The sequence below is a fragment of the Klebsiella sp. CB_Kp196 genome (genome assembly GCF_040061575.1).
In the GTDB taxonomy this organism is placed as follows: Bacteria; Pseudomonadota; Gammaproteobacteria; order Enterobacterales; family Enterobacteriaceae; genus Klebsiella; species Klebsiella michiganensis.
On sequence record NZ_JBEAFH010000036.1, the window covers coordinates 24,497 to 43,255 of the forward strand.

Here is an 18,759-nt window from a genome sequence, read left to right on the forward strand (position 1 = left end):
GCTGCTCCGTTTCGATGCAGAAATCGCGATGACCATGGTTCTGCATGAGCGCAACACACGATCCTGCGCATTATCATTATCTGTCTTTACTCTCACAGCCTTAACGCTATAGCTAAATGGGCATTGGTGGAGTTTGGTAGACAGCGTTGTGCCTGGAGCGGAAAGCGGGTCCAATTAATACAATCAGCGCAATGCTTTTGAGAAACACACGGCTTCTGTCCTACCGACATAGGGGCCGTAATTTTCAATACGAATATATCCATTTTTCTCGTAGAAATTTACTGCCCGATGGTTGATGTGTCGGGTTTCCAGTCTGAGTTCGCTATATCCCATATCTTTTGCAGATGTTTCCAGAAAAGTGAGTAAAGCTCCCCCAACTCCAGGCACGCTTCGGTCTGAAAACATTCTTTTAAGCTCGGCTATATTTTGCGTTATCGGCCGAATAGCGCCGCATCCTATTGCTTCGCCATGAGTATTCTTTGCCAATACCCATAAGGCTTTGTCATCATTCATTGCTTCAACGGTGAAATTGCTTTTGCCACTATCCCCCGTAATAGCGGCAAGTTCAGCTGATAGCATTTCGATTAAGCGATGGGACTCTGAAGAAAATGGATCGGATTTCTCTACAGTTATCATGGTCGTATTCTATAAATGAGAGTAACCAGCATAAAGTATCCTGCCTCAGAAAGCATGAACCGAAACTGATGCTGGAAGAGTATCCTTTCCCAAACTATCCCGGGGATGTTATGTCTGCTATTAGCTCATAGCGGAGATTCAACTCAGTTAGTTCGTCCGCTCCGTGCCAGGAGCGGACATTCCCATATTGAAAAGAAAACCGCTGAGCTGTATTCTGGCCGTTATAAAAATGAAAAAGGATTCTCAATAATGAACATATATGCAACTAAAACTGAAACTTTTAAGAGGTTCGTAGCTGGAGTCTTAAGTAGCTATAGTGCAACAATTTCTAACGAATCAAAACTTAATTTGCAAAATGGAACAACCTCCTCGGAAGAGGCCTTAATGTGGCTAATAAATAAAGCTTTTCAAAAAGAGTTTGAAGACGCTAACAAAGTTTTTAAGCATAATTACCCCGGCATAGATTATGTTGATGAGCACAATAAAATTGTGATGCAAGTAACGGCAACCGCAAGTAGCAAAAAATTCGGAGATAGCATAGACAAAACACCTGACTGGCTCAGAAAAAGCGGATATAAAGATTTTTACTTTTTCATCAACTCCACTAACAAACGAATAAAATATTCTCATCAATACTTTAACGTGAAAGTTTTTGATATTAATGACTTAATATCCTCTCTATGTACTTTAGAAACAGGAGAACGGCATAAAGTCGTTGCTTATCTTAAAGAGAATTTTTCCAATTGGATTCCTTTAAACTCTTCGGGATTATTCATACCACAAGTGACCAGTTTCAAAAGAAACCAATCTCTTTTTAATAAGTTCATTGAAATAAATAAATTAGGTCTAAATTGGAACTTAACTGACTCCCATAAAGAATGGTTGCGTGAGCAGTGTGAAAATGATTTGTATCATCTTCAAAAAAAATTATCAGAACTATCAATGTTGCAGCGTAATTTTATTTGTATGGTTTATCAGTATGGTTTTGTAAATGGCAGGAATAGGGAGGATGACGTTTCGCAAGAAATTCGATTTAACCTTGCGCAATATGCAACGCATTTTACTGAAGAAGAAGCCGAGCGATTTGATGATATATATTATGGGTTAAATAAGTGGGGAATTTGTGAGATCATAGAAGTTTTCGATACAGAACGCTACGTTCAAGATAGTGAGATTTTTCCGCATTACAAAGAATTAATCCTGAAATGGTCTAACTGGGATGTGAATTATAATTTATTTAGAGCTATTGGTAATTTTTACATGTCGAGATATGATGAAAAAGAATTGTACCGGGCAATTAGAAATAATGATTTTTTCCTGATTTACTAATACACCTCAGCAAACGTCTGCTGTTCGCTCACAGCGGACCTCCAGCTCAGTTATCTGGTCCGCTTCGTGCCAAGAGCGGACCTTACGAAATGGGGTTATTTCAATCAAAACGTAACGTCACAACCAGCCAACGCTCTCTCTCCACTTATAATTAGTAACTTTATCATTTTCGCTTATTTTTTTAGAGATAGAGCGAGGCTCTCTTCCTAGATACTCAGATATTTCTGTCGGGGACAAATCAAAATCGACAAGCATGACTCTAAGTTTTTCCATTTCCTTTAAAGTCCAAGGCTTGCCAAAATTTTCATAAAGAGAGACCTTATGCTCCCTGAGAGTTCGTTTTCTCTGAGTTTCACTTTCCCTCTGAAAAATCTCGCTTTTAAACTGTGAACGGAACTCTTTACAGAAATTGTCATCTGTTTTTTTATTATACAGATTGCTAAAGATAAGTTGGGATGCCGGGTCTAAATCAGGCGTATCAATAATAAAAACCTTAATCTTTTCCATATATGGATATTCAATCTTACCCAATATGCTTAGTTGTTTTAAATTAAAAAAACCTCTCAAATCAAAAGATTTAATGAGTTTTGATTGGATTACACTTTCAATCCTGCTTGCATTTGAATAACAGTAGCTTGCCATTGGAAGGGCCCATACTACCAGTTGAGGAATATATTTTTCTAATGCAATACTCTGCCAGTCAGTATCAAAGCTTTGGCTTTTTGCTAGCATGTTTTTCGGCAAATCAGAATATAACGTTGTAGATGCCCATATCTTATAATCCTTCGCTAAGGCTTGATAATATTTTGTATGGTTATGAATTTTATACGCTGACATGAAGCGATACACGTCGTCATCGTGACCCGCGTCGTAAATTGTTCGGTTTCCTCTCAGGTAACCGTCGTAATGTTCGTTTATCCTTCTACCTACATTACAACTTACCCCAACGTAAACCACACGATTGAAAAGTCCTTTATGGACAATAAGATAAACTCCGCTACAGCCAGATTTCCTAGCCTCTGATATTGAACCTAAAAATCTCCATTCCATAATTAAAATCCATTATTATTGCCACTTTTTTTGTTTATCATTATTTTCTCGAAACTTCAACAAGTTAATCCAAGAGCTAAGGGCAAAGACTTATATAAGTATACTTATCATCGTTAGCGATTATAAAGTGTAGTGGCGCAATGTACTTGAGGTGCATGTGGAGAAAATATATCGTTGTTGATTCACACAGAATGCTGTTAGCAACGTCTGCTCCTCGCTCATAGCAGACATTCGGTACTATTTTTCCAGTCCAGTTTGTGCGAGACCAGCCTCATCAGGCAACCCCATCCCGTCGACGTTACACCATCAGCGAGCGAGACGAGAGCGTCGCTGCGGTGGCAAAAATTTCCCCTTCCCCGTCTGTTCTGTTGACTTATTCTGTAAAAAGATTACTTTTCAGGACATGAAGAAGATACTTATTATTGTCCCGGATGGCGGCATGCTGTTTGAATCCGCCGGTATTGCCGACATTCTGACGCAGGCCAACCGTCTGCACCCGGAAGGCGCCGGGGGGCTTTGCTACCAGGTCCAGCTAGCGACCACCCAGCCGCATCAGGTGATCCATGGTCAGTCCGGTTTAAATCTGCTGGCCGATCATCGCCTGCATGAGATAGACCCTCGCGAGCCGCTCGATACCATCATGATTACCGGCAGAGGTCAAAACCCGCAGGAAGGGGTTGCGGTGGTTGACTGGCTGCGCCTTGCGGCTCCCCATGCCCGCCGCATTGCCTCCATATGCGGCGGAGCCCTGCTGCTGGCGCAAACCGGGCTGCTGGACGGCAGGCGAGCCACTACCCACTGGAAGCTACTGGATACCCTGCAGGCGGAATTTCCTCAGGTACGCGTCGAAGGCGGTCCGCTCTATATTCAGGACGAACACATCTGGACCTCTGGCGGGGTCAGTTCCGGCTTCGACCTCACCCTTGCGCTGGTTGAAGAGGACTACGGCTTTAGCCTGGCGCGCGATATTGCCCAGGATTTCGTCATGTACCTGCGTCGTCCCGGCGGTCAGCTGCAGTTTAGCCGCTACAACCTTCAGCAGACCAGCACCCTGGGCCCCATTAACGATCTGCTGGCGTGGTTGCTCGCAAACCTCACCGCCGATCTCAGCGTGGATAAACTGGCGGAAAGGGTCGCCATGAGTCCAAGGAATTTCACCCGCGTATTTACCCGGGAAACCGGTGCTTCGCCGGCGCGCTACATCGCCGAAGCCCGTCTGGCCGCCGCGCGGCAGCGTCTGGAGCAAACTAACGAGACGCTGGATCGTATCGCCGAACAAACGGGATTTGGCAGCAGCATTAACCTGCGACGGCTGTTTGAAAAACAGCTTCACCTCACACCCGGGGAATATCGCCAGCGATTTCACTGCCGCAAAATGGCGTAAAGTGATCCTTTTTTGTCATTTACGCCAAAGCCTGCCCGGCCTACTCTGACGCCAGAGACAATGGATAAGGAGTTAATCATGGTAAAGGTCGGTATTAACGGTTTTGGCCGTATCGGACGCAACGTACTGCGCGCTGCACTGGGTCATCCGGATATTCAGATTGTGGCGATCAACGATTTGACGGACAGCAAAACGCTGGCGCATCTGCTGAAATATGACTCGCTGCTCGGTAAGCTCGACGCGGACGTTACCGCCGGTGAAGGGCAGCTTGTGGTTGACGGTAAACCCATAACCGTATTCAGCGAACGCGACCCGGCCAATATCCCGTGGCATCAGCGTGAAGTCGATATCGTCATTGAAGCCACCGGGTTCTTCACCGATCGCGACAAGGCGGCGGTGCATATCCACAGCGGTGGCGCAAAGCGCGTGATTATCTCCGCCCCCGGCAAAAACGATGATTTAACCATCGTGATGGGCGTTAACGATAGCCTCTACTCCCCGGATAAACACTTCGTGGTCAGCAACGGTAGCTGCACCACCAACGGTCTGGCGCCTGCCGCGCAGGTTCTGCACCAGCATTTCGGTATTAAGCACGGCTTAATGAACACCACCCACGCCTACACCAACAGCCAGGCCCTGCACGATCAGCCGGAAAAAGATCTGCGTGGCGCTCGCGCCGCCGCGCTGTCGATAGTGCCTTACTCCAGCGGCGCAGCGAAGGCGCTGGGCAAAGTTATTCCTGAGCTGGATGGCCGCTTAACGGGATACTCGCTGCGCGTCCCGGTACCGGTGGTGTCTATTGTCGACCTGACCGTGACGCTGGCGCGAGAGGTGACGGCCGAAGAGGTGAACAATGCCTTTCGTGAAGCCGCCGCGGCGGGGCCGCTAAAAGGGATCCTCGGCTATAGCGATGAACCGCTTGTCTCCAGCGACTACCAGGGTGACCCGCGCTCGTCGATTATCGACGGTCTGTCAACGCTGGTGATTGGCGGCAATATGGTTAAAATTCTGGCGTGGTACGACAATGAATGGGGCTTCTCTAACCGCCTCGTTGACCTGGCGCTGATGATGGCAAGGCGTGAGCGTTAATTCACTGCGGGTGTTATTGCTAGTTGACATCACTCTGTCGCGGAGAGATTCCCTGATGACGCGCAGCAGGCTCCTCTGAGCGCCTGATAAAAAGCATAAATGCCCGCGAAGGGCATTTATGCTTTAGCGGTAATGTGCGAGGGTCAGTATTTTCTTAACCACTATTCCTGCGGGGCCGGAAAATAGTCAGTGCACAAATAGCGCGATTAAAATAATGATAGGGATTGGCACACCCAGAAAGAAAAGCAATATTGAACGCATAGGTTCCTCCCGTATAATGAGTATTAGACGTTATAAATCACGCTGACGGCCGCCATAGGTGGCACAGAGACTGGCAACAAAAGCGCCAATTAACAGAGAAATAAATGACCACAGAGTGACGTAGCTGGTAGTTTTTCTGGCGGCGTCTGCGGCCTGCTGCGCTTTATCTTTTGCCTCTTTCAAATTAGCCTGGGCTTTATCATAAACCGCCTGTACCCGCTGCTCGGCCTCTTGCTGACTGATGCCGGTATTCTGAGAAACCAGCTGCGCCACATAGGTCAGATCATCCTGGGGAAGCGCGCCAGAATAAATACTGTTAGCAAAAATGCCCGTCACCTCGGCTAATTGAGCGGGTGACTCCGCCTTTGGCGGCGCCGGCTGATTCATGGCCATAACATCATTGCCCGATGCGTTGCTGTTACCTGCCGGAGTGGAGCCGCTAGCCCTGAACAGCGAGCGGGTAAAATATTCCATCGATGACTTCGATAACATCGATGATCCCTCCCCCGCGTTATTCACGGCGGTTGCCGTCGCGCCCCCGGCAACGGAACCAATGACTTTTGCGCTGCCGCCGATGAGTGAACTGATGGTGGTGGTTAAAAGGACGGCTGATACCAGCAGCGCCACCGCCCATGTCAGAAAGCCATGCGCCGTATCGCGGAAATAGATTTCATTGGTATGCGTATCAACCCATTTAGTCCGAAGCCGTCCGGCCAGATATCCCCCCATTCCTGACGCCACAATTTGGGTAAACGTCAGCCAGGCGATGGCGGCAATACCGACGGTACCCGCCGCAAGACCTTGATTTTCCCAGGGAGAGATTGAGGTGAGGCCTAATCCGGCGCCAAGCATGAGCAGCATAAGCGCCAGCGAGGCGGCAGCGGCGGCGCCTGCAAATATCGCCCCCCATGAAACCGCGCTCGCGCTGTTTACAGCAGCCGCAGGCAAGTGCCTGGCCGCTTCCTGACTGCTTATATTGGTAGAGTCGTAGATATTCGTCATTTACGTTGTCCTTTGAAATAACTCAATTAGCCCGGTGTCGTTTTACACAAACGTCCAGAGCAGGAATTTACCTGCCAGACCCAGGGCAATATCGAGCGGGATAATTATCGTCAGCAGCCATCACTCGCTGCTTAAATTTTGGGCATTCGACACAGAGCCAATTATCTAAATTAATACGAACGAGCAGTGTATGAATTTAATCAACAATTTGATTTTAGTAGATGATTTTATTTTAACCATTTTTTATCGCCAAAAATATTGCCGCATAGCTGTAACTACTTGTTAGCAATGAATTTCCAGGCGCAGGGAATTGCGTGGCGAAAATATGTACTACGGATACGGATTGGCCAGCTCAGATAGAATTATCTTATTTTTGTAGTGGTAATTAACTGAATAGCCTTGTTTATTAAAAGTGGCGTTAGTTTTTTATTTGCATTATCTGCTATTTCATATACCGGCCGGCAACGTAAATAATCGCCCGCTGCTGATATCGCAGCAGATGAACAGATTGAGAGGGGCACGGGGAAGCGGTCACTCCCGCCTTATAGCGATCGCGATGGCTCCCCCGGCATCCCTGCTTCGTGCCCGTTCCGCCCCGGACTCATTGGCCCTTTTGATTAATTAGCGGGCAGACAACGCAAAGCGCTGCTCAAGTACATGCGCAATTTCATCGTCTTCCAGCCGCTGCTTTTCTACCCGATCCGCGGTAATGCTCTTGAGCATATTGCCCAGCAGAATAAAGCGCCCCTCGGGCTGATGCTGTATAACCAGCAGCTTTTGTACAAAGACCGCGTCGGGGTGCGTGGAGTTAAGGAAATTGGCCGGAGCAAAATCAATCCATTCCTGAGGTGACAGGTCAAAACCGTATTGATTGGCCCAGCTTCCCTCAACTTTTGCCTGCAACAGATAGTCGCCGTGCGCATCGCGGCTAAGCCGGAACGTATCGAAATCCTGGATAATGTCCGTATCAAGTTCATCCAGGGCCAGCGGCGCGCGAATACCGTAGCTCCCAAAGCCAAGGTCGCAAAGCCACCGACGGCCCTCGACTTCCGCGACGACCGCCATATGGGTTTTAGGCCTGCGCGCGGGATAGAACATGGGCCGCGCCGCGACAAACCGCCAGGCAATGCCCAGCGCTTCCAGCGCCATGGTAAACAGCCCGTTGAGTTCATAGCAGTAGCCGCCCCGTCTCTGCCGTAAGAGCTTGTTGGCAATATCATCGGGCGCCATCGACACGATTTTACCTGCCTGTACGTCCAGATTTTCGAAGGGGATGGCAAAGAGCTGGTGACGCATGAGCGCGTGTAGCGTTGCGGTATCCGCTGCCGCAGGCCCGCTATAGCCTATGCGGCGGAAGTAAAGTGAAAGGTCAAAACTGTCGCTGTGCATGTGATTTCCCCGGCTGGTTGGTGTGGAACACACTATAGATGGCGCCCCGCTTCGCCTGTATAGTCAGATTTATCAAAAAGCAGACTATACAGATGACGATGTCCGAAATATCCCCGCCGACGCCCCACTACCGCCGTATAGCCGATATGCTGCGGCTGACGCTTGCTTCAGGCGCTTTACGGGCAGGAGATCGCATTATCTCCGCGCGTAAACTGGCCGAGCGCGAGCAGGTCAGCCTCCCCACGGCCCTGGAAGCGCTGCGTTATCTTGAGGCGGAGGGTCTGATTATCTCGCGACCGCGTTCAGGCTATTTTGTCCGCCAGCCAGCCGCCTCCGGAAACGAACAGCGCGCTGCCTCTTTGCCCGGTCCGGTGCCGGTGACTATGTCCGCCATTGCCCGGTCGCTGTTCGGTAGCGCTGAAGCGCGTCTGGTACCGCTTGGCGCCGCGCTACCCGATCCCGCCTGGCTTCCCGTGGATGCACTACAGCGGGCGCTGCACACCGCCGGTCGTCGGCTTGATGCGCGCGGGCAGAGCTACAGCCTGCCCCCGGGAAGAGCGGACCTGCGCAGAAAGATTGCCGCACGCGCTGCGCAGTGGGGCGCTCTTTTTGGCGCGGATGACCTTATCATTACGGCAGGCGCAACCCAGGCGCTACGTTTGGCGCTTCGCGCGGTATGCCAGCCGGGCGATGCTGTCGCGATTGAGCAGCCCGCCTACTTCGGCACGCTTCTGCTGCTGGAAGATCTGGGTCTGAAAGCGTTACAGATCCCCACAGACCCGATTGAAGGCTTATTGTTGGCGCCCCTTGAAGAGGCTATCCAGCGCCACCGCCCTGCGGCCGTGCTCGCCTCACCCACGGTGCAAAATCCGCTGGGTGCCAGCATGCCCGTGGCGCGCAAACAGGCGCTGGTGGCGCTGCTTGCCGATCAGGGCATCCCTTTAATTGAAGACGATGTATACGGCGATCTGGCCGGTGGCGCCCAGCGTCCGCCCGCGTGTAAAGCCTTCGACAGGGACGGAAATGTGATTTATTGCAGTTCGCTGTCGAAAACCCTGGCGCCGGGCTGGCGAATTGGCTGGATTGCTGCCGGACGCTATCACTCCGCGGTATTGCAGGCCCGCATGGCCGGAGAATGGGCAGGCGCGCCGCTGATTGAAGCCGCGGCAAACGAGATCCTCGCCAGCGGCGATTACGACAGGCACCTGCGGCATCTGAAGCTGCGGATTGCGGAAGGTATGCGCGCTATTATCACCCGAGTTGAAGCTTGCTTCCCACCGGGCACGCGCGTCGCGGCTCCGGAAGCCGGCTTTTTGATTTGGGTACAACTCCCCTCCAGGATAGATGCGCTAGAGGTACATCGTCGCGCACTCGCCCTGGGCATTGGCGTCAGTCCGGGGCCGCTGTTTTCCCCGGGCGCGGCGGAACTGCAAAACTACCTGCGCCTGAACGGTGCGAATGAACCCACCCCCGCGCTTTTGCATGCCGTTGAACAGCTCGGTATCGTATGCCACGAATTGGCCAGGGAACATTGACAGCGGCTATTGCCCGGGGCCGGTCAATTGGAGATAAAACCAGGATAGGGTAACCAATCGGGACGGGCAACGTGTCGGCCGCCTCCTCGGGGTGAACCGCGCGCTTTTTTCAAGCGCGCGGACACAGGCAGACTGAACCAGCTCTTCGACAACCAGAACCAGCCCATAGCGCCACAGGCGTGTCAGATATGCAGCAAGATGCTGACGGACGCCGCTGGTCGTAATTTTTTTATCCTCATACTCTTATTCAGGACTCAGGATGACCGTCGATCGCTGCCTGAAGATCCCGGTACTCCTCGCAGCTATGGCCGCACAGCGTGGCGATAGTTTTCAATTGCTCTTTTGCCAGGTCAGGACGGCCTTTCGCCAGCCATGCTTCACCAAGGTATTCACGTACTTTGGCATAGGTCGGATCGAGCGCGATTGAACGCTGATAGTAGCCGATGCCCTCATCGGTACGGCCCAGCTTACGCGTGGCATAGCCCCGGTAATTCCAGGCTTCCGCGGTATCGCCATTTTTCAGGGTGTTGAGCAGGTCCAGGGCCGCCTGGTACTCCCCTTTTTTGGCCAGATGATAGGCATAACGCGTTTTGTCTTCATCGCTGAGCTGGCTTGTTTTTTCAGGGACGCACTGTTTTTTCGTGCTGTCATACACCTGACCGCTGGGGCAGTCCGGCGTTTTGCTATTGGTACTATTGTCACCTGCGGCCAAAACCGGCGTGGTCAGCAGAGCAAACACCACGGGCAGCAGCAGACGTTGATTAATGGCGGAATGTAAAAACGACAACGTGTTCATAGTGAACTCCGGGTTAACGAAAAGAACGGCAAGGCAGCATACGACGCAGTATGCTGTCCCGTAGCAGATAGTGAGGGAAAAGCGCGCAGCAAATATCACCGGCCCACCGCCTTTTTTTCAGGGGCGTTCCCCGCTCCAGCGGCTCCCGGATATGTGCGCTTGCAAACAGGAAAATGACATTGGCTGCGGTGACCCAATGCCGTGCCAGGGTAAAACTATCGCGGCACTGTTGTGTTAGCGGTTGCGTTGTTGCAGTCATAAATGATGACTCCATCAGTACGTTGATGATGAGTTAACGCCACAACCTTTTAATCTATTCGATAAAAAATACGTTTTTTCGTTTTTTATCGCCGGGCTCAGGTACGATCCTTCTTCGCGCCCTCGTATGAGTATATATCCCCGTTTATTCCTTCACATTTCTGGCGACGCAGCGAAGAGGAGTATCTGGTCACCAAATATCAGTGATAGCCGGGAGCGGGTGTTGCTTTCCAGCGATTATTGCCCTAAGAGTGAATGACCGAAGGTTATGAGGACAAACACTATGCCCCTGGAGACGCTTAAAGTACTCGAATGTTCTCTTCATGGCGACAAGCGCAAAGAGCGGGAATGGCTTGAGCAGATACTTCATGAGGAATTTAGAGAAATAACACGATCGGGTGTACTAGTTGATCGTGCAGGAACAATAGAGGCACTTTCTACTGAAGGAAATATTCCGCCCCTTCTCAGTTGCGATTTCAGACTTATCAGCGTTAGAGATAATTTCGCAATATTACATTACAGGACTTTTTATCAAGATGGCAGCTGTGCCTCTCTTCGTTCCTCATGCTGGGAAATGTCAGAGAATGGCCAATGGAAAATGGTATTCCATCAGGGTACTCCGGCGTCAAATGGCAAGAAGCGGACACTATCGTTGGATAACGGATCTCAAATACGATGAAAGTGATATGGGTGAGGCATGCAGAAACCGAGTGGAATCATAGAGGGATTATTCAGGGGCATCGCGACAGCTTCGTAACCCACCGCGGTATGCAAGAAACAGCGGCGTTACTGACAGCGCTGACGAAAGAGGCATATCCGATAGAATGTGTTTACAGCTCCCCGCTTGGGCGCGCCTTGCACATGGGGCTGAAGCTGTCTGAAGGTCTTGGCTGCCCGTTAAAAGTTGAAGAATCTCTTAAGGAACAGTCGTTTGGTTGCTTTGAAGGGATATCTTTTGAGCACTTCAGGCGAGACAATCCGCGTGATGCAGATGCGTTGCTCGCCCTTGATGCAGCCTATTGTCCCCCGGAGGGAGAGTCGTTAGCCCAGGCGACTCGACGCGTGATAAATTTCTTACAACACCTGCAAAATACCAATGAACATCAGATCGTCGGTGTTGTTTCTCACGGGCATGTCAGTCAGGGCGTGCTGGCGTTACTTAAAGAGGGGACTCTCGATAACTTCTCTCGCTATGCGCACCCCAATGCGAGTTACTCTGTTTTCGATTTTACGGACGGCAAATGCGCCGCGCTCAGATGGGGGATGGCTACCCATCTCATTCAACTTCAACGATAAACGCCCATTAAGACCCCGGGGGTTCTGTGCGCCCGAGCGGGTATTAAATGCTGATACCTTTTTCATCAGTGCCTCACGCCATGGCGTGAGGCATCGGCTGGCCCCGCTCTCACTCACGCTTTTTTACCTGGCGGGAAAAGCGCAGATTGCTTCAAAAAAATTACCGTATTTGGTATATTGTTGTTTATTGCTTACTCACCTCTGCGGTGCCAAAAAGAACAAGATTCACCGCTACCCAGGATAAGAAAATGTTAGATTACCGCTTCCCGACAGCTTTGCAGATGGTTCTCAGCGTAGCAATGGCGGAGCAGTTGGGTGAACGTTCGACGAGCGCGATTCTGGCCTACGGCCTGGAAGCGAACCCGAGCTTTATCCGCAAACTCATGGTTCCTCTCACGCGTGACGGCATTATTGTCTCAACGCTTGGCCGCAACGGCTCTATTCATCTTGGCCGCCCGGCGGAAGAGATCACCCTGCGCGATATCTACGTCTCCGTTATCGAAGATAAAAAACTGTGGGCGTCGCGCCCTGACGTCCCCGCCCGCTGCGTGGTCAGCGCGAACGCGTGCTGGTACTTCAAATCTATCGCCGATGAAGCGGAGCAGGCTTCGCTACAGGTACTGGCACGCCACACCGTGGCAAGCGCGCTGGAAGAAGTGAAAAAAGCCGATACCAGCGGGTGCGATCCGGTGCCTGAACTTATCGCCAAATATAAAGAAGCCCATTAATTTTCCTTGAGCGCCAAAAAACCGCCTTCACAGTGAAGGCGGTTTTTTGTTATCTGCCGCACCCTACGCCGGCGAAACGTCCTCGACTGGTTTACCGCGCGTCACGAATTTACGCAGCGTCACGTAAAACACCGGGGTCAGGAACAGACCAAACAGCGTCACCCCCAGCATCCCGGAGAACACCGTGATCCCGGTAACGCCGCGCACTTCCGCGCCCGCGCCGTGACCGAGGATCAGCGGGATGGTCCCGGCAATAAAGGCGATAGAGGTCATCACAATCGGGCGTAAACGCAGGCGACACGCCTCCAGCGCCGCTTCCATGATCCCTTTCCCCTGGATTTCCAGCTCGCGGGCAAACTCCACGATCAGAATCGCGTTTTTACAGGCCAGCCCCATCAGCACCACCAGCCCCACCTGTACGAACACGTTGTTATCGCCCCCGGTCAGCCAGACGCCAAACAGCGCGGAGAGCATCGTCATCGGCACGATAAGGATTACCGCCAGCGGCAGCGTCCAGCTTTCATACAGCGCCGCCAGCACCAGGAACGCCAGCAGCACCGCCACCGGGAAGACGATCAGCGCCGTATTGCCCTGCGTGGCCTGCTGGAAGCTCAGATCCGTCCATTCGATATTCATCCCGTTCGGCAATATCTGGCCGGACATCTTCTCCAGCTGCGTCATCGCCTGCGAGGAAGAGAGTACGCGCGGATCGGCATCGCCAATCAAATCCGCCGCCGGATAGCCATTGTAGCGAATCACCGGGTCCGGCCCGTAGGTGGTGCTGATATTCACCATACTGCCGATTGGCACCATTTCGCCCTGATTATTCCGCGTGCGCAAATTGGCAATATCCTCCACGCTTTCGCGGAACGGGCCGTCAGCCTGCGCCATCACGCGCCAGGTCCGCCCGAACTGGTTAAAATCATTGACGTAAGACGATCCCAGATAGGTTTGCAGCGTACCAAACAGATCGGTGAGCGACACGCCCTGCGCTTTCGCCTTATCACGATCGACCTGGACATCCAGCTGCGGCACGTTCGCCTGGTAGGTGGAGATCGGGAAGTGCATCCCCGGCGTCTGCATAATGGTACCGGACATCGCGTTTACCGCGCTTTGCAGCGCACCATAGCCAAGACCTGCCCGGTCCTGAATATAGAGCGAATAGCCGGAACCCTGGCCGAGCCCTAAAATCGGCGGAGGCAAAATAGAGAAGCCAAAGCCCTGCTGGATTTGCGCGATTTTCGCGTTGATCTCAGCGTTAATTTCCGCCGCCGAATGTTTACGCTGGTCGAACGGCTTCAGGCCAAAGAAGACCGTTCCGGTATTCGGCGTATTGGTGAACTGCAGCGCGTTAAGCCCCGGAAACGCGACCGCGTAATCCACGCCTTCGGTATTCATCCCGATTTCGCTCATTTTGCGGATCACCGCATCGGTGCGCGCCAGCGAAGAACCTTCCGGCATTTTCACGCCGCCGATTAAATACAGTTTATCCTGCGTCGGTATAAATCCGCCGGGTACCGCTTTAAACATGACGCCCGCCGCGCAGAGCAGCAGCACATAGACCACAAACACCGCCCCGCGTCGTCCGAGCGTTTTTCCCACCAGCCCCTGATAGCCGTTCGAGCTGCGGTGGAAAAAGCGGTTAAACGGACGGAAAATCCAGCCGAAAAGACGGTCGATAAGCCGGGTCGGGAAGTCTTTCGGCGCGCCGTGCGGTTTTAGCAGCAGCGCGGCCAGCGCCGGAGAGAGCGTCAGCGAGTTGATGGCGGAGATCACCGTGGAGATGGCGATCGTCACCGCAAACTGCTTGTAGAACTGGCCGGTTACGCCCGAGAGAAACGCCATCGGCACAAACACCGCGCACAGCACCAGCGCAATGGCGATAATCGGGCCGGACACCTCACGCATCGCCTGATGCGCCGCGGCGAGCGGAGCCAGCCCTTCCTCGATATTTCGCTCGACGTTTTCCACCACCACGATGGCGTCATCCACCACGATGCCGATGGCCAGCACCAGCCCGAACAAGCTCAGGGTATTCAGCGAGAAGCCCAGCAGGTAGAGAATGCTGAAGGTACCCACAACCGAAACCGGCACCGCGATCAGCGGAATAATCGACGCGCGCCAGGTTTGCAGGAACAGGATCACCACCAGCACAACCAGCACCACCGCTTCCAGCAGCGTTTGCACCACCGCGCGAATGGAATCGCGAACAAATACCGTCGGATCGTAAGGCGCCGCCCATTTCATATCCTGCGGGAAACGCTTCGACAGCTCGTCCATTTTGGCGCGCACCGCGTTAGACAAATCGATGGCGTTCGCCCCCGGCGACTGGAAGATACCAATCCCGACCGCGTCTTTATTGTTCAGCTGGGAACGCAGCGCATAGCTGCCGGAGCCCATTTCGATACGCGCCACGTCGCGCAGGCGGACGACCGTACCGTCCTGCGTTGTTTTCAGGACAATATTGCCAAACTCTTCTTCGGTATGCAGGCGCCCCTGGGCGTTAATGGAGATCAGGAAGTCGCTCTCTTTCGGCAGCGGCTCGGCGCCAAGCTGCCCGGCGGAAACCTGGACGTTCTGCTCCTGCATCGCCGTGACCACATCCGACGCGGTTAATCCGCGCGCCGCCACCTTGTTGGGATCGAGCCAGACGCGCATCGCGTATTCGCCCGAGCCAAAAATCTGAATTTGGCCGACGCCGGGCAGGCGCGCCAGTTCATCCTTCACCTTCAGCGTGGCGTAGTTACGCATATACAGGGAATCGTATTTACCGCCGGGCGAAAACAGATGCACCACCAGCGTCAGCGTCGGCGACTGCTTCTGGGTGGTGATCCCCAAACGCCGCACATCTTCCGGCAGACGCGCTTCGGCCTGCGATACCCGGTTTTGCACCTGAACCTGCGCCTGATCGGGATCGGTACCCGGACGGAAGGTTACGGTGGTCACCAGTACGCCGTCAGAACCGGCGACGGATTTCATGTACATCATATTTTCAACGCCGTTGATCGCCTCTTCCAGCGGCGTCGCCACGGTCTCGGCAATCACTTTCGGGTTGGCGCCCGGATACTCCGCGCGCACCTGCACGCTGGGCGGCACGACGTCAGGATATTCGCTCACCGGCAGCAGCGGGATGGCGATTAATCCGGTGATAAAAATCAGAATCGACAGAACGGCGGCAAAAATCGGCCTGTCGATGAAAAAACGGGAAAAGTCCATGGGTTGGATTCTCAGGTCAAGGGATCAGTTGAGGGCGGTGCTGGCGGTCATGGCCACGGTTTTCGCGTTAACCGGCATGCCCGGCATAAACACTTTCTGTAGACCATCGACGATGACTCTGTCGCCCGGCTTCAGCCCCTGCTGCACGATGCGCAAACCGTCGGCCAGACGGCCCGGCGTAATATCACGGCGCTGCGCTTTACCCTCTTTATCAACGACATAAACATATTTGCGATCCTGATCGGTCAACACCGCTTTATCATCGATAAGCGTGGCGTTGAATTCCGCGCTGCCCGGCAGGCGGACGCGGGCAAAGAGACCCGGCGTGAACTGACGCTGCGCGTTATCCAGCAGCGCGCGCATCCGGATCGTGCCGGTGCTCGGCGTTAACTGATTATCCAGAAAATCCACTTTGCCCTGATGGGGGTAGCCCTCTTCGCCAACCAGGCCAATCTCCACCGGCAGCGCCAGGTGATTGCTGGACGCGCCCTGCCCGCTGCGGGCGAGATTTTGATAATGGAGGTAGGTCGACTCGTCCACGTCAAAGTAGACGTAAACCGTCTTCTGCGACACCAGCGTGGTGAGCACGCTGGCGCTGTCGCCGGCGGTGACGAGGTTACCGCTGGTGATCAACGCCCGGCTGGCGCGGCCATCGATAGGCGCGGTCACTTTGGTGAAGTCCAGGTTAAGCTGCGCGGCGTCGACTGCCGCCTGGGCGGCGCGAATGTCGGCCTGCGCCTGGGTGGCCGCGGCGCGACGCTGCTCCCACTCTTCGCGGGAGACCAGGTTGGTATTGACTAATTTATCGGTACGGTTAGCCTCGCTTCGCGCCAGGCTGGCCTGCGTTTTGGCTCGCGCCAGCGTCGCCTGCGCCTGTTCCAGCGCGGCGCGATAGGTTCTGTCATCGATAGTGAACAGCACCTCCCCCTTTCTCACCTCCTGGCCGTCGGTGTAATTCACTTTGTCAATGTAGCCGGAGACGCGGGGTCGCAGCTGGACGCTTTCCACCGCTTCAATCCGACCGTTAAAGCTGTCCCACTGACTAATGGATTTGACGACCACATCAGCGGCGCTGACGGCGGGCGCCTGCGGCGCGGCGTTTTGCGCGACGCCCTCATCGCATCCAACGAGGAGCGCGGAGAGCAGCATCACGCCCGGCACAGTCAGATGAAAGTTACCCCAGTATTTTTGCAGGCTCATTATTTTTATTCCGGTATTGGTAGCCGCCGGGCAAGACGCTGCGGGAGACGCCGCGCCACTTCCTTTGTCCGGTAGCTGGCTTAAGGCCATTTGTGTCGTTCATCGCCACAAAACTGTAACAGTTGCGAATACACTATCGCGGCGATTGTAGGAAGGCGCTAAATTTAGTGCAAGAATAATTGTTGCACTTTATGTGCTATTCCTGGCGCCTAAAAATGGCGCGTTTCCGGCATGGATTTAAATGCAACAATAAAACTTGCAATTAGTGCAAAAACGGGCCACCTTTAAATGCAACAGATAAAGATGCTTTTTTAGACGCTGCGTAGAGGTACATCAGATGAACACTGGCGCATTCATTCACGATTTACTCGACTGGATCGACAACAATCTTGATAGCCGTCTGGATATTGGCACCGTCGCCAGGCGAGCAGGCTATTCGAAATGGCATCTGCAGCGGCTATTTAAGGAGCATACCGGTTATCCTCTCGCCGAGTATATTCGCGCGCAAAAGCTACAAAAATCGGTCGAGCGCTTAGCCCACAGCGACGAACCGATTTTGAACGTGGCGATCGCCCTGGGCTTTGACTCCCAGCAGTCCTTCAACCGCAGCTTCAAGCGTCAGTTCGGCCAGGCCCCCGGCGCATGGCGCCGCAGCATCGGCAACCCGGATACGACGGGATTACGCCAGCCGCCTCCGCCCTTCTCTGACTAAATTTTGCGCTCGCCGCGGCGCTGTGGCCGCGGCGGATATTAAGCGCCTCACTCCGCATCCAGCCTGCGCGCCGCTCAGGGATCTGCCGTTCTTCGACCGGCAAAGTAGTGCGCGGGGGTGCTCCCCATCGTTTTTCTGAACATGGTGATAAACGCGTTGACCGACTCATACCCCAGATTAGCCGCCACGTTTTGCACCGATACCCCGCTTGCCAGCTCCCGCAGGGCAATAATCAAATGCAGCTGCTGACGCCATCGCCCGAAGGTCAGACCGGTTTCGCGCAGCATCAGGCGTGCTAATGAGCGCTCGCTGAGCGCCAGCCGTTTCGCCCAAACTTTAAAGGTGCTGCGATCCTCCGGGTGGCTGACCAGCGCATCCGCCATGGCGCGGATCTTAGGATGCGCCGAAACCGGCAGACTCAGCTTCTGCTGCGGCATGGTGGCCAGCTCATCGAGCGTCACTCTGGTCAGCCTGCCGACATGGCTCTCCGCGGCGTAATCGACGTCCGCATTCGTTAAGCGGTCAACTAACGCTTTAATCAGCGGCGAAATCGCCAGCGTGCAGCATTTCTCCGGCAGCGCGGCGGCGCCGGGTTCAATAAACAAATAGTTGAGATGCGCATTCCAGGTCGCTTTGGCGCTGTGCGGGATCCCACCGGGGATCCACACCGCGCAGTCTGGCGGCACTATCCAGATATCGTTTTCCGCACGACAAATCACCGCCCCATAGAGGGCAACGATCAGTTGTCCCTTGCGGTGGGTATGAACCGGCACTTCTGCCGCGTAATCAACGAAATCAATATGCCGCGCGACGGCAGGGCTCGGCGTGCTATCGGGATCAAACAGGGTATGGGCAAGTCTGGATGGCATCTCATTGGC

16 protein-coding genes and 2 pseudogenes are annotated in these 18,759 nt (G+C 53.3%); 8 read left to right on the top strand and 10 right to left on the bottom strand.

Annotated features, from left to right (window positions below):
* Positions 1-183: 183 nt before the first annotated feature.
* The gene (locus tag ABLU87_RS09880; RefSeq protein ID WP_014229171.1) at positions 184-636 is read right to left on the bottom strand and encodes a GNAT family N-acetyltransferase; all 453 of its coding nucleotides are present in this window, start codon (positions 634-636) and stop codon (positions 184-186) included.
* A gap of 249 nt (positions 637-885) precedes the next feature.
* On the opposite strand from ABLU87_RS09880, the gene ABLU87_RS09885 reads away from it, so the two are divergent.
* Entirely contained in the window at positions 886-1,965 is a 1,080-nt protein-coding gene (locus ABLU87_RS09885) for an SMEK domain-containing protein (protein WP_064375888.1), read from the top strand.
* A gap of 117 nt (positions 1,966-2,082) precedes the next feature.
* On the opposite strand, the gene ABLU87_RS09890 is transcribed toward ABLU87_RS09885, so the two are convergent.
* Positions 2,083-3,015, bottom strand: coding sequence for a GIY-YIG nuclease family protein (locus tag ABLU87_RS09890; protein ID WP_014838344.1), 933 nt, complete (start codon positions 3,013-3,015; stop codon positions 2,083-2,085).
* Positions 3,016-3,418: 403 nt separating this feature from the next.
* On the opposite strand from ABLU87_RS09890, the gene ABLU87_RS09895 reads away from it, so the two are divergent.
* On the top strand, positions 3,419-4,399 hold the full coding sequence (locus ABLU87_RS09895) for a helix-turn-helix domain-containing protein (RefSeq protein WP_122117280.1): 981 nt from the start codon (positions 3,419-3,421) through the stop codon (positions 4,397-4,399).
* Between the two features lie 78 nt (positions 4,400-4,477).
* On the top strand, positions 4,478-5,488 hold the full coding sequence (gene gap / locus ABLU87_RS09900; RefSeq protein WP_122117281.1) for a type I glyceraldehyde-3-phosphate dehydrogenase: 1,011 nt from the start codon (positions 4,478-4,480) through the stop codon (positions 5,486-5,488).
* A gap of 291 nt (positions 5,489-5,779) precedes the next feature.
* Here the strand turns inward: gap and ABLU87_RS09905 are convergent, their stop codons facing one another.
* A complete protein-coding gene (locus ABLU87_RS09905; RefSeq protein ID WP_042945071.1) occupies positions 5,780-6,751 on the bottom strand; it encodes a hypothetical protein in 972 nt (323 codons plus the stop codon).
* Positions 6,752-7,372: 621 nt separating this feature from the next.
* Positions 7,373-8,140 carry an arylamine N-acetyltransferase gene (locus ABLU87_RS09910; RefSeq protein WP_122117282.1) on the bottom strand — a complete coding sequence of 256 codons (768 nt, stop codon included), beginning with the start codon at positions 8,138-8,140 and terminating at the stop codon, positions 7,373-7,375.
* A 38-nt stretch (positions 8,141-8,178) separates the two neighbouring features.
* Here ABLU87_RS09910 and ABLU87_RS09915 point away from each other — a divergent pair, with 38 nt between their 5' ends.
* Positions 8,179-9,675 (top strand): PLP-dependent aminotransferase family protein, encoded by a 1,497-nt coding sequence (locus tag ABLU87_RS09915; protein WP_122117283.1) that lies wholly within the window; start codon positions 8,179-8,181, stop codon positions 9,673-9,675.
* An 87-nt stretch (positions 9,676-9,762) separates the two neighbouring features.
* Here the strand turns inward: ABLU87_RS09915 and ABLU87_RS09920 are convergent.
* The 3 genes and pseudogenes from ABLU87_RS09920 to ABLU87_RS09930 form a co-directional block, all read right to left on the bottom strand.
* Positions 9,763-9,900 (bottom strand): annotated as a pseudogene (locus ABLU87_RS09920) (RNA polymerase sigma factor); the annotation flags it as partial.
* 22 nt (positions 9,901-9,922) lie between these two features.
* The gene (locus tag ABLU87_RS09925) at positions 9,923-10,471 is read right to left on the bottom strand and encodes a tetratricopeptide repeat protein (RefSeq protein ID WP_014838337.1); all 549 of its coding nucleotides are present in this window, start codon (positions 10,469-10,471) and stop codon (positions 9,923-9,925) included.
* Positions 10,472-10,583: 112 nt separating this feature from the next.
* Positions 10,584-10,730, bottom strand: a pseudogene (locus ABLU87_RS09930) (cytochrome b); the annotation flags it as partial.
* A 282-nt stretch (positions 10,731-11,012) separates the two neighbouring features.
* On the opposite strand from ABLU87_RS09930, the gene ABLU87_RS09935 reads away from it, so the two are divergent.
* From ABLU87_RS09935 to ABLU87_RS09945, 3 genes are all read left to right on the top strand, one after another.
* A complete protein-coding gene (locus ABLU87_RS09935) occupies positions 11,013-11,408 on the top strand; it encodes a DUF4440 domain-containing protein (protein WP_122117284.1) in 396 nt (131 codons plus the stop codon).
* The gene (locus ABLU87_RS09940; RefSeq protein ID WP_032749305.1) at positions 11,405-12,025 is read left to right on the top strand and encodes a histidine phosphatase family protein; all 621 of its coding nucleotides are present in this window, start codon (positions 11,405-11,407) and stop codon (positions 12,023-12,025) included. Before ABLU87_RS09935 ends, ABLU87_RS09940 begins: the two co-directional genes overlap by 4 nt.
* A gap of 248 nt (positions 12,026-12,273) precedes the next feature.
* Positions 12,274-12,753, top strand: a complete 480-nt coding sequence (locus ABLU87_RS09945; RefSeq protein WP_004121015.1) for an Rrf2 family transcriptional regulator — start codon at positions 12,274-12,276, stop codon at positions 12,751-12,753.
* A 63-nt stretch (positions 12,754-12,816) separates the two neighbouring features.
* Here ABLU87_RS09945 and oqxB read toward each other — a convergent pair whose 3' ends face one another.
* Both oqxB and ABLU87_RS09955 read right to left on the bottom strand, forming a co-directional pair.
* Positions 12,817-15,969, bottom strand: a complete 3,153-nt coding sequence (gene oqxB / locus ABLU87_RS09950; protein WP_049082234.1) for a multidrug efflux RND transporter permease subunit OqxB — start codon at positions 15,967-15,969, stop codon at positions 12,817-12,819.
* 24 nt (positions 15,970-15,993) lie between these two features.
* Positions 15,994-17,169, bottom strand: coding sequence for an efflux RND transporter periplasmic adaptor subunit (locus ABLU87_RS09955; protein WP_046877252.1), 1,176 nt, complete (start codon positions 17,167-17,169; stop codon positions 15,994-15,996).
* Between the two features lie 337 nt (positions 17,170-17,506).
* Between ABLU87_RS09955 and ABLU87_RS09960 the strand changes: the two genes are divergently transcribed.
* Complete coding sequence (locus ABLU87_RS09960) at positions 17,507-17,881, top strand: helix-turn-helix domain-containing protein (protein WP_025107948.1); 375 nt, start codon at positions 17,507-17,509, stop codon at positions 17,879-17,881.
* Positions 17,882-17,955: 74 nt separating this feature from the next.
* Here the strand turns inward: ABLU87_RS09960 and ABLU87_RS09965 are convergent, their stop codons facing one another.
* Positions 17,956-18,750, bottom strand: coding sequence for a helix-turn-helix transcriptional regulator (locus tag ABLU87_RS09965; protein ID WP_009653008.1), 795 nt, complete (start codon positions 18,748-18,750; stop codon positions 17,956-17,958).
* Positions 18,751-18,759 lie beyond the last annotated feature (9 nt).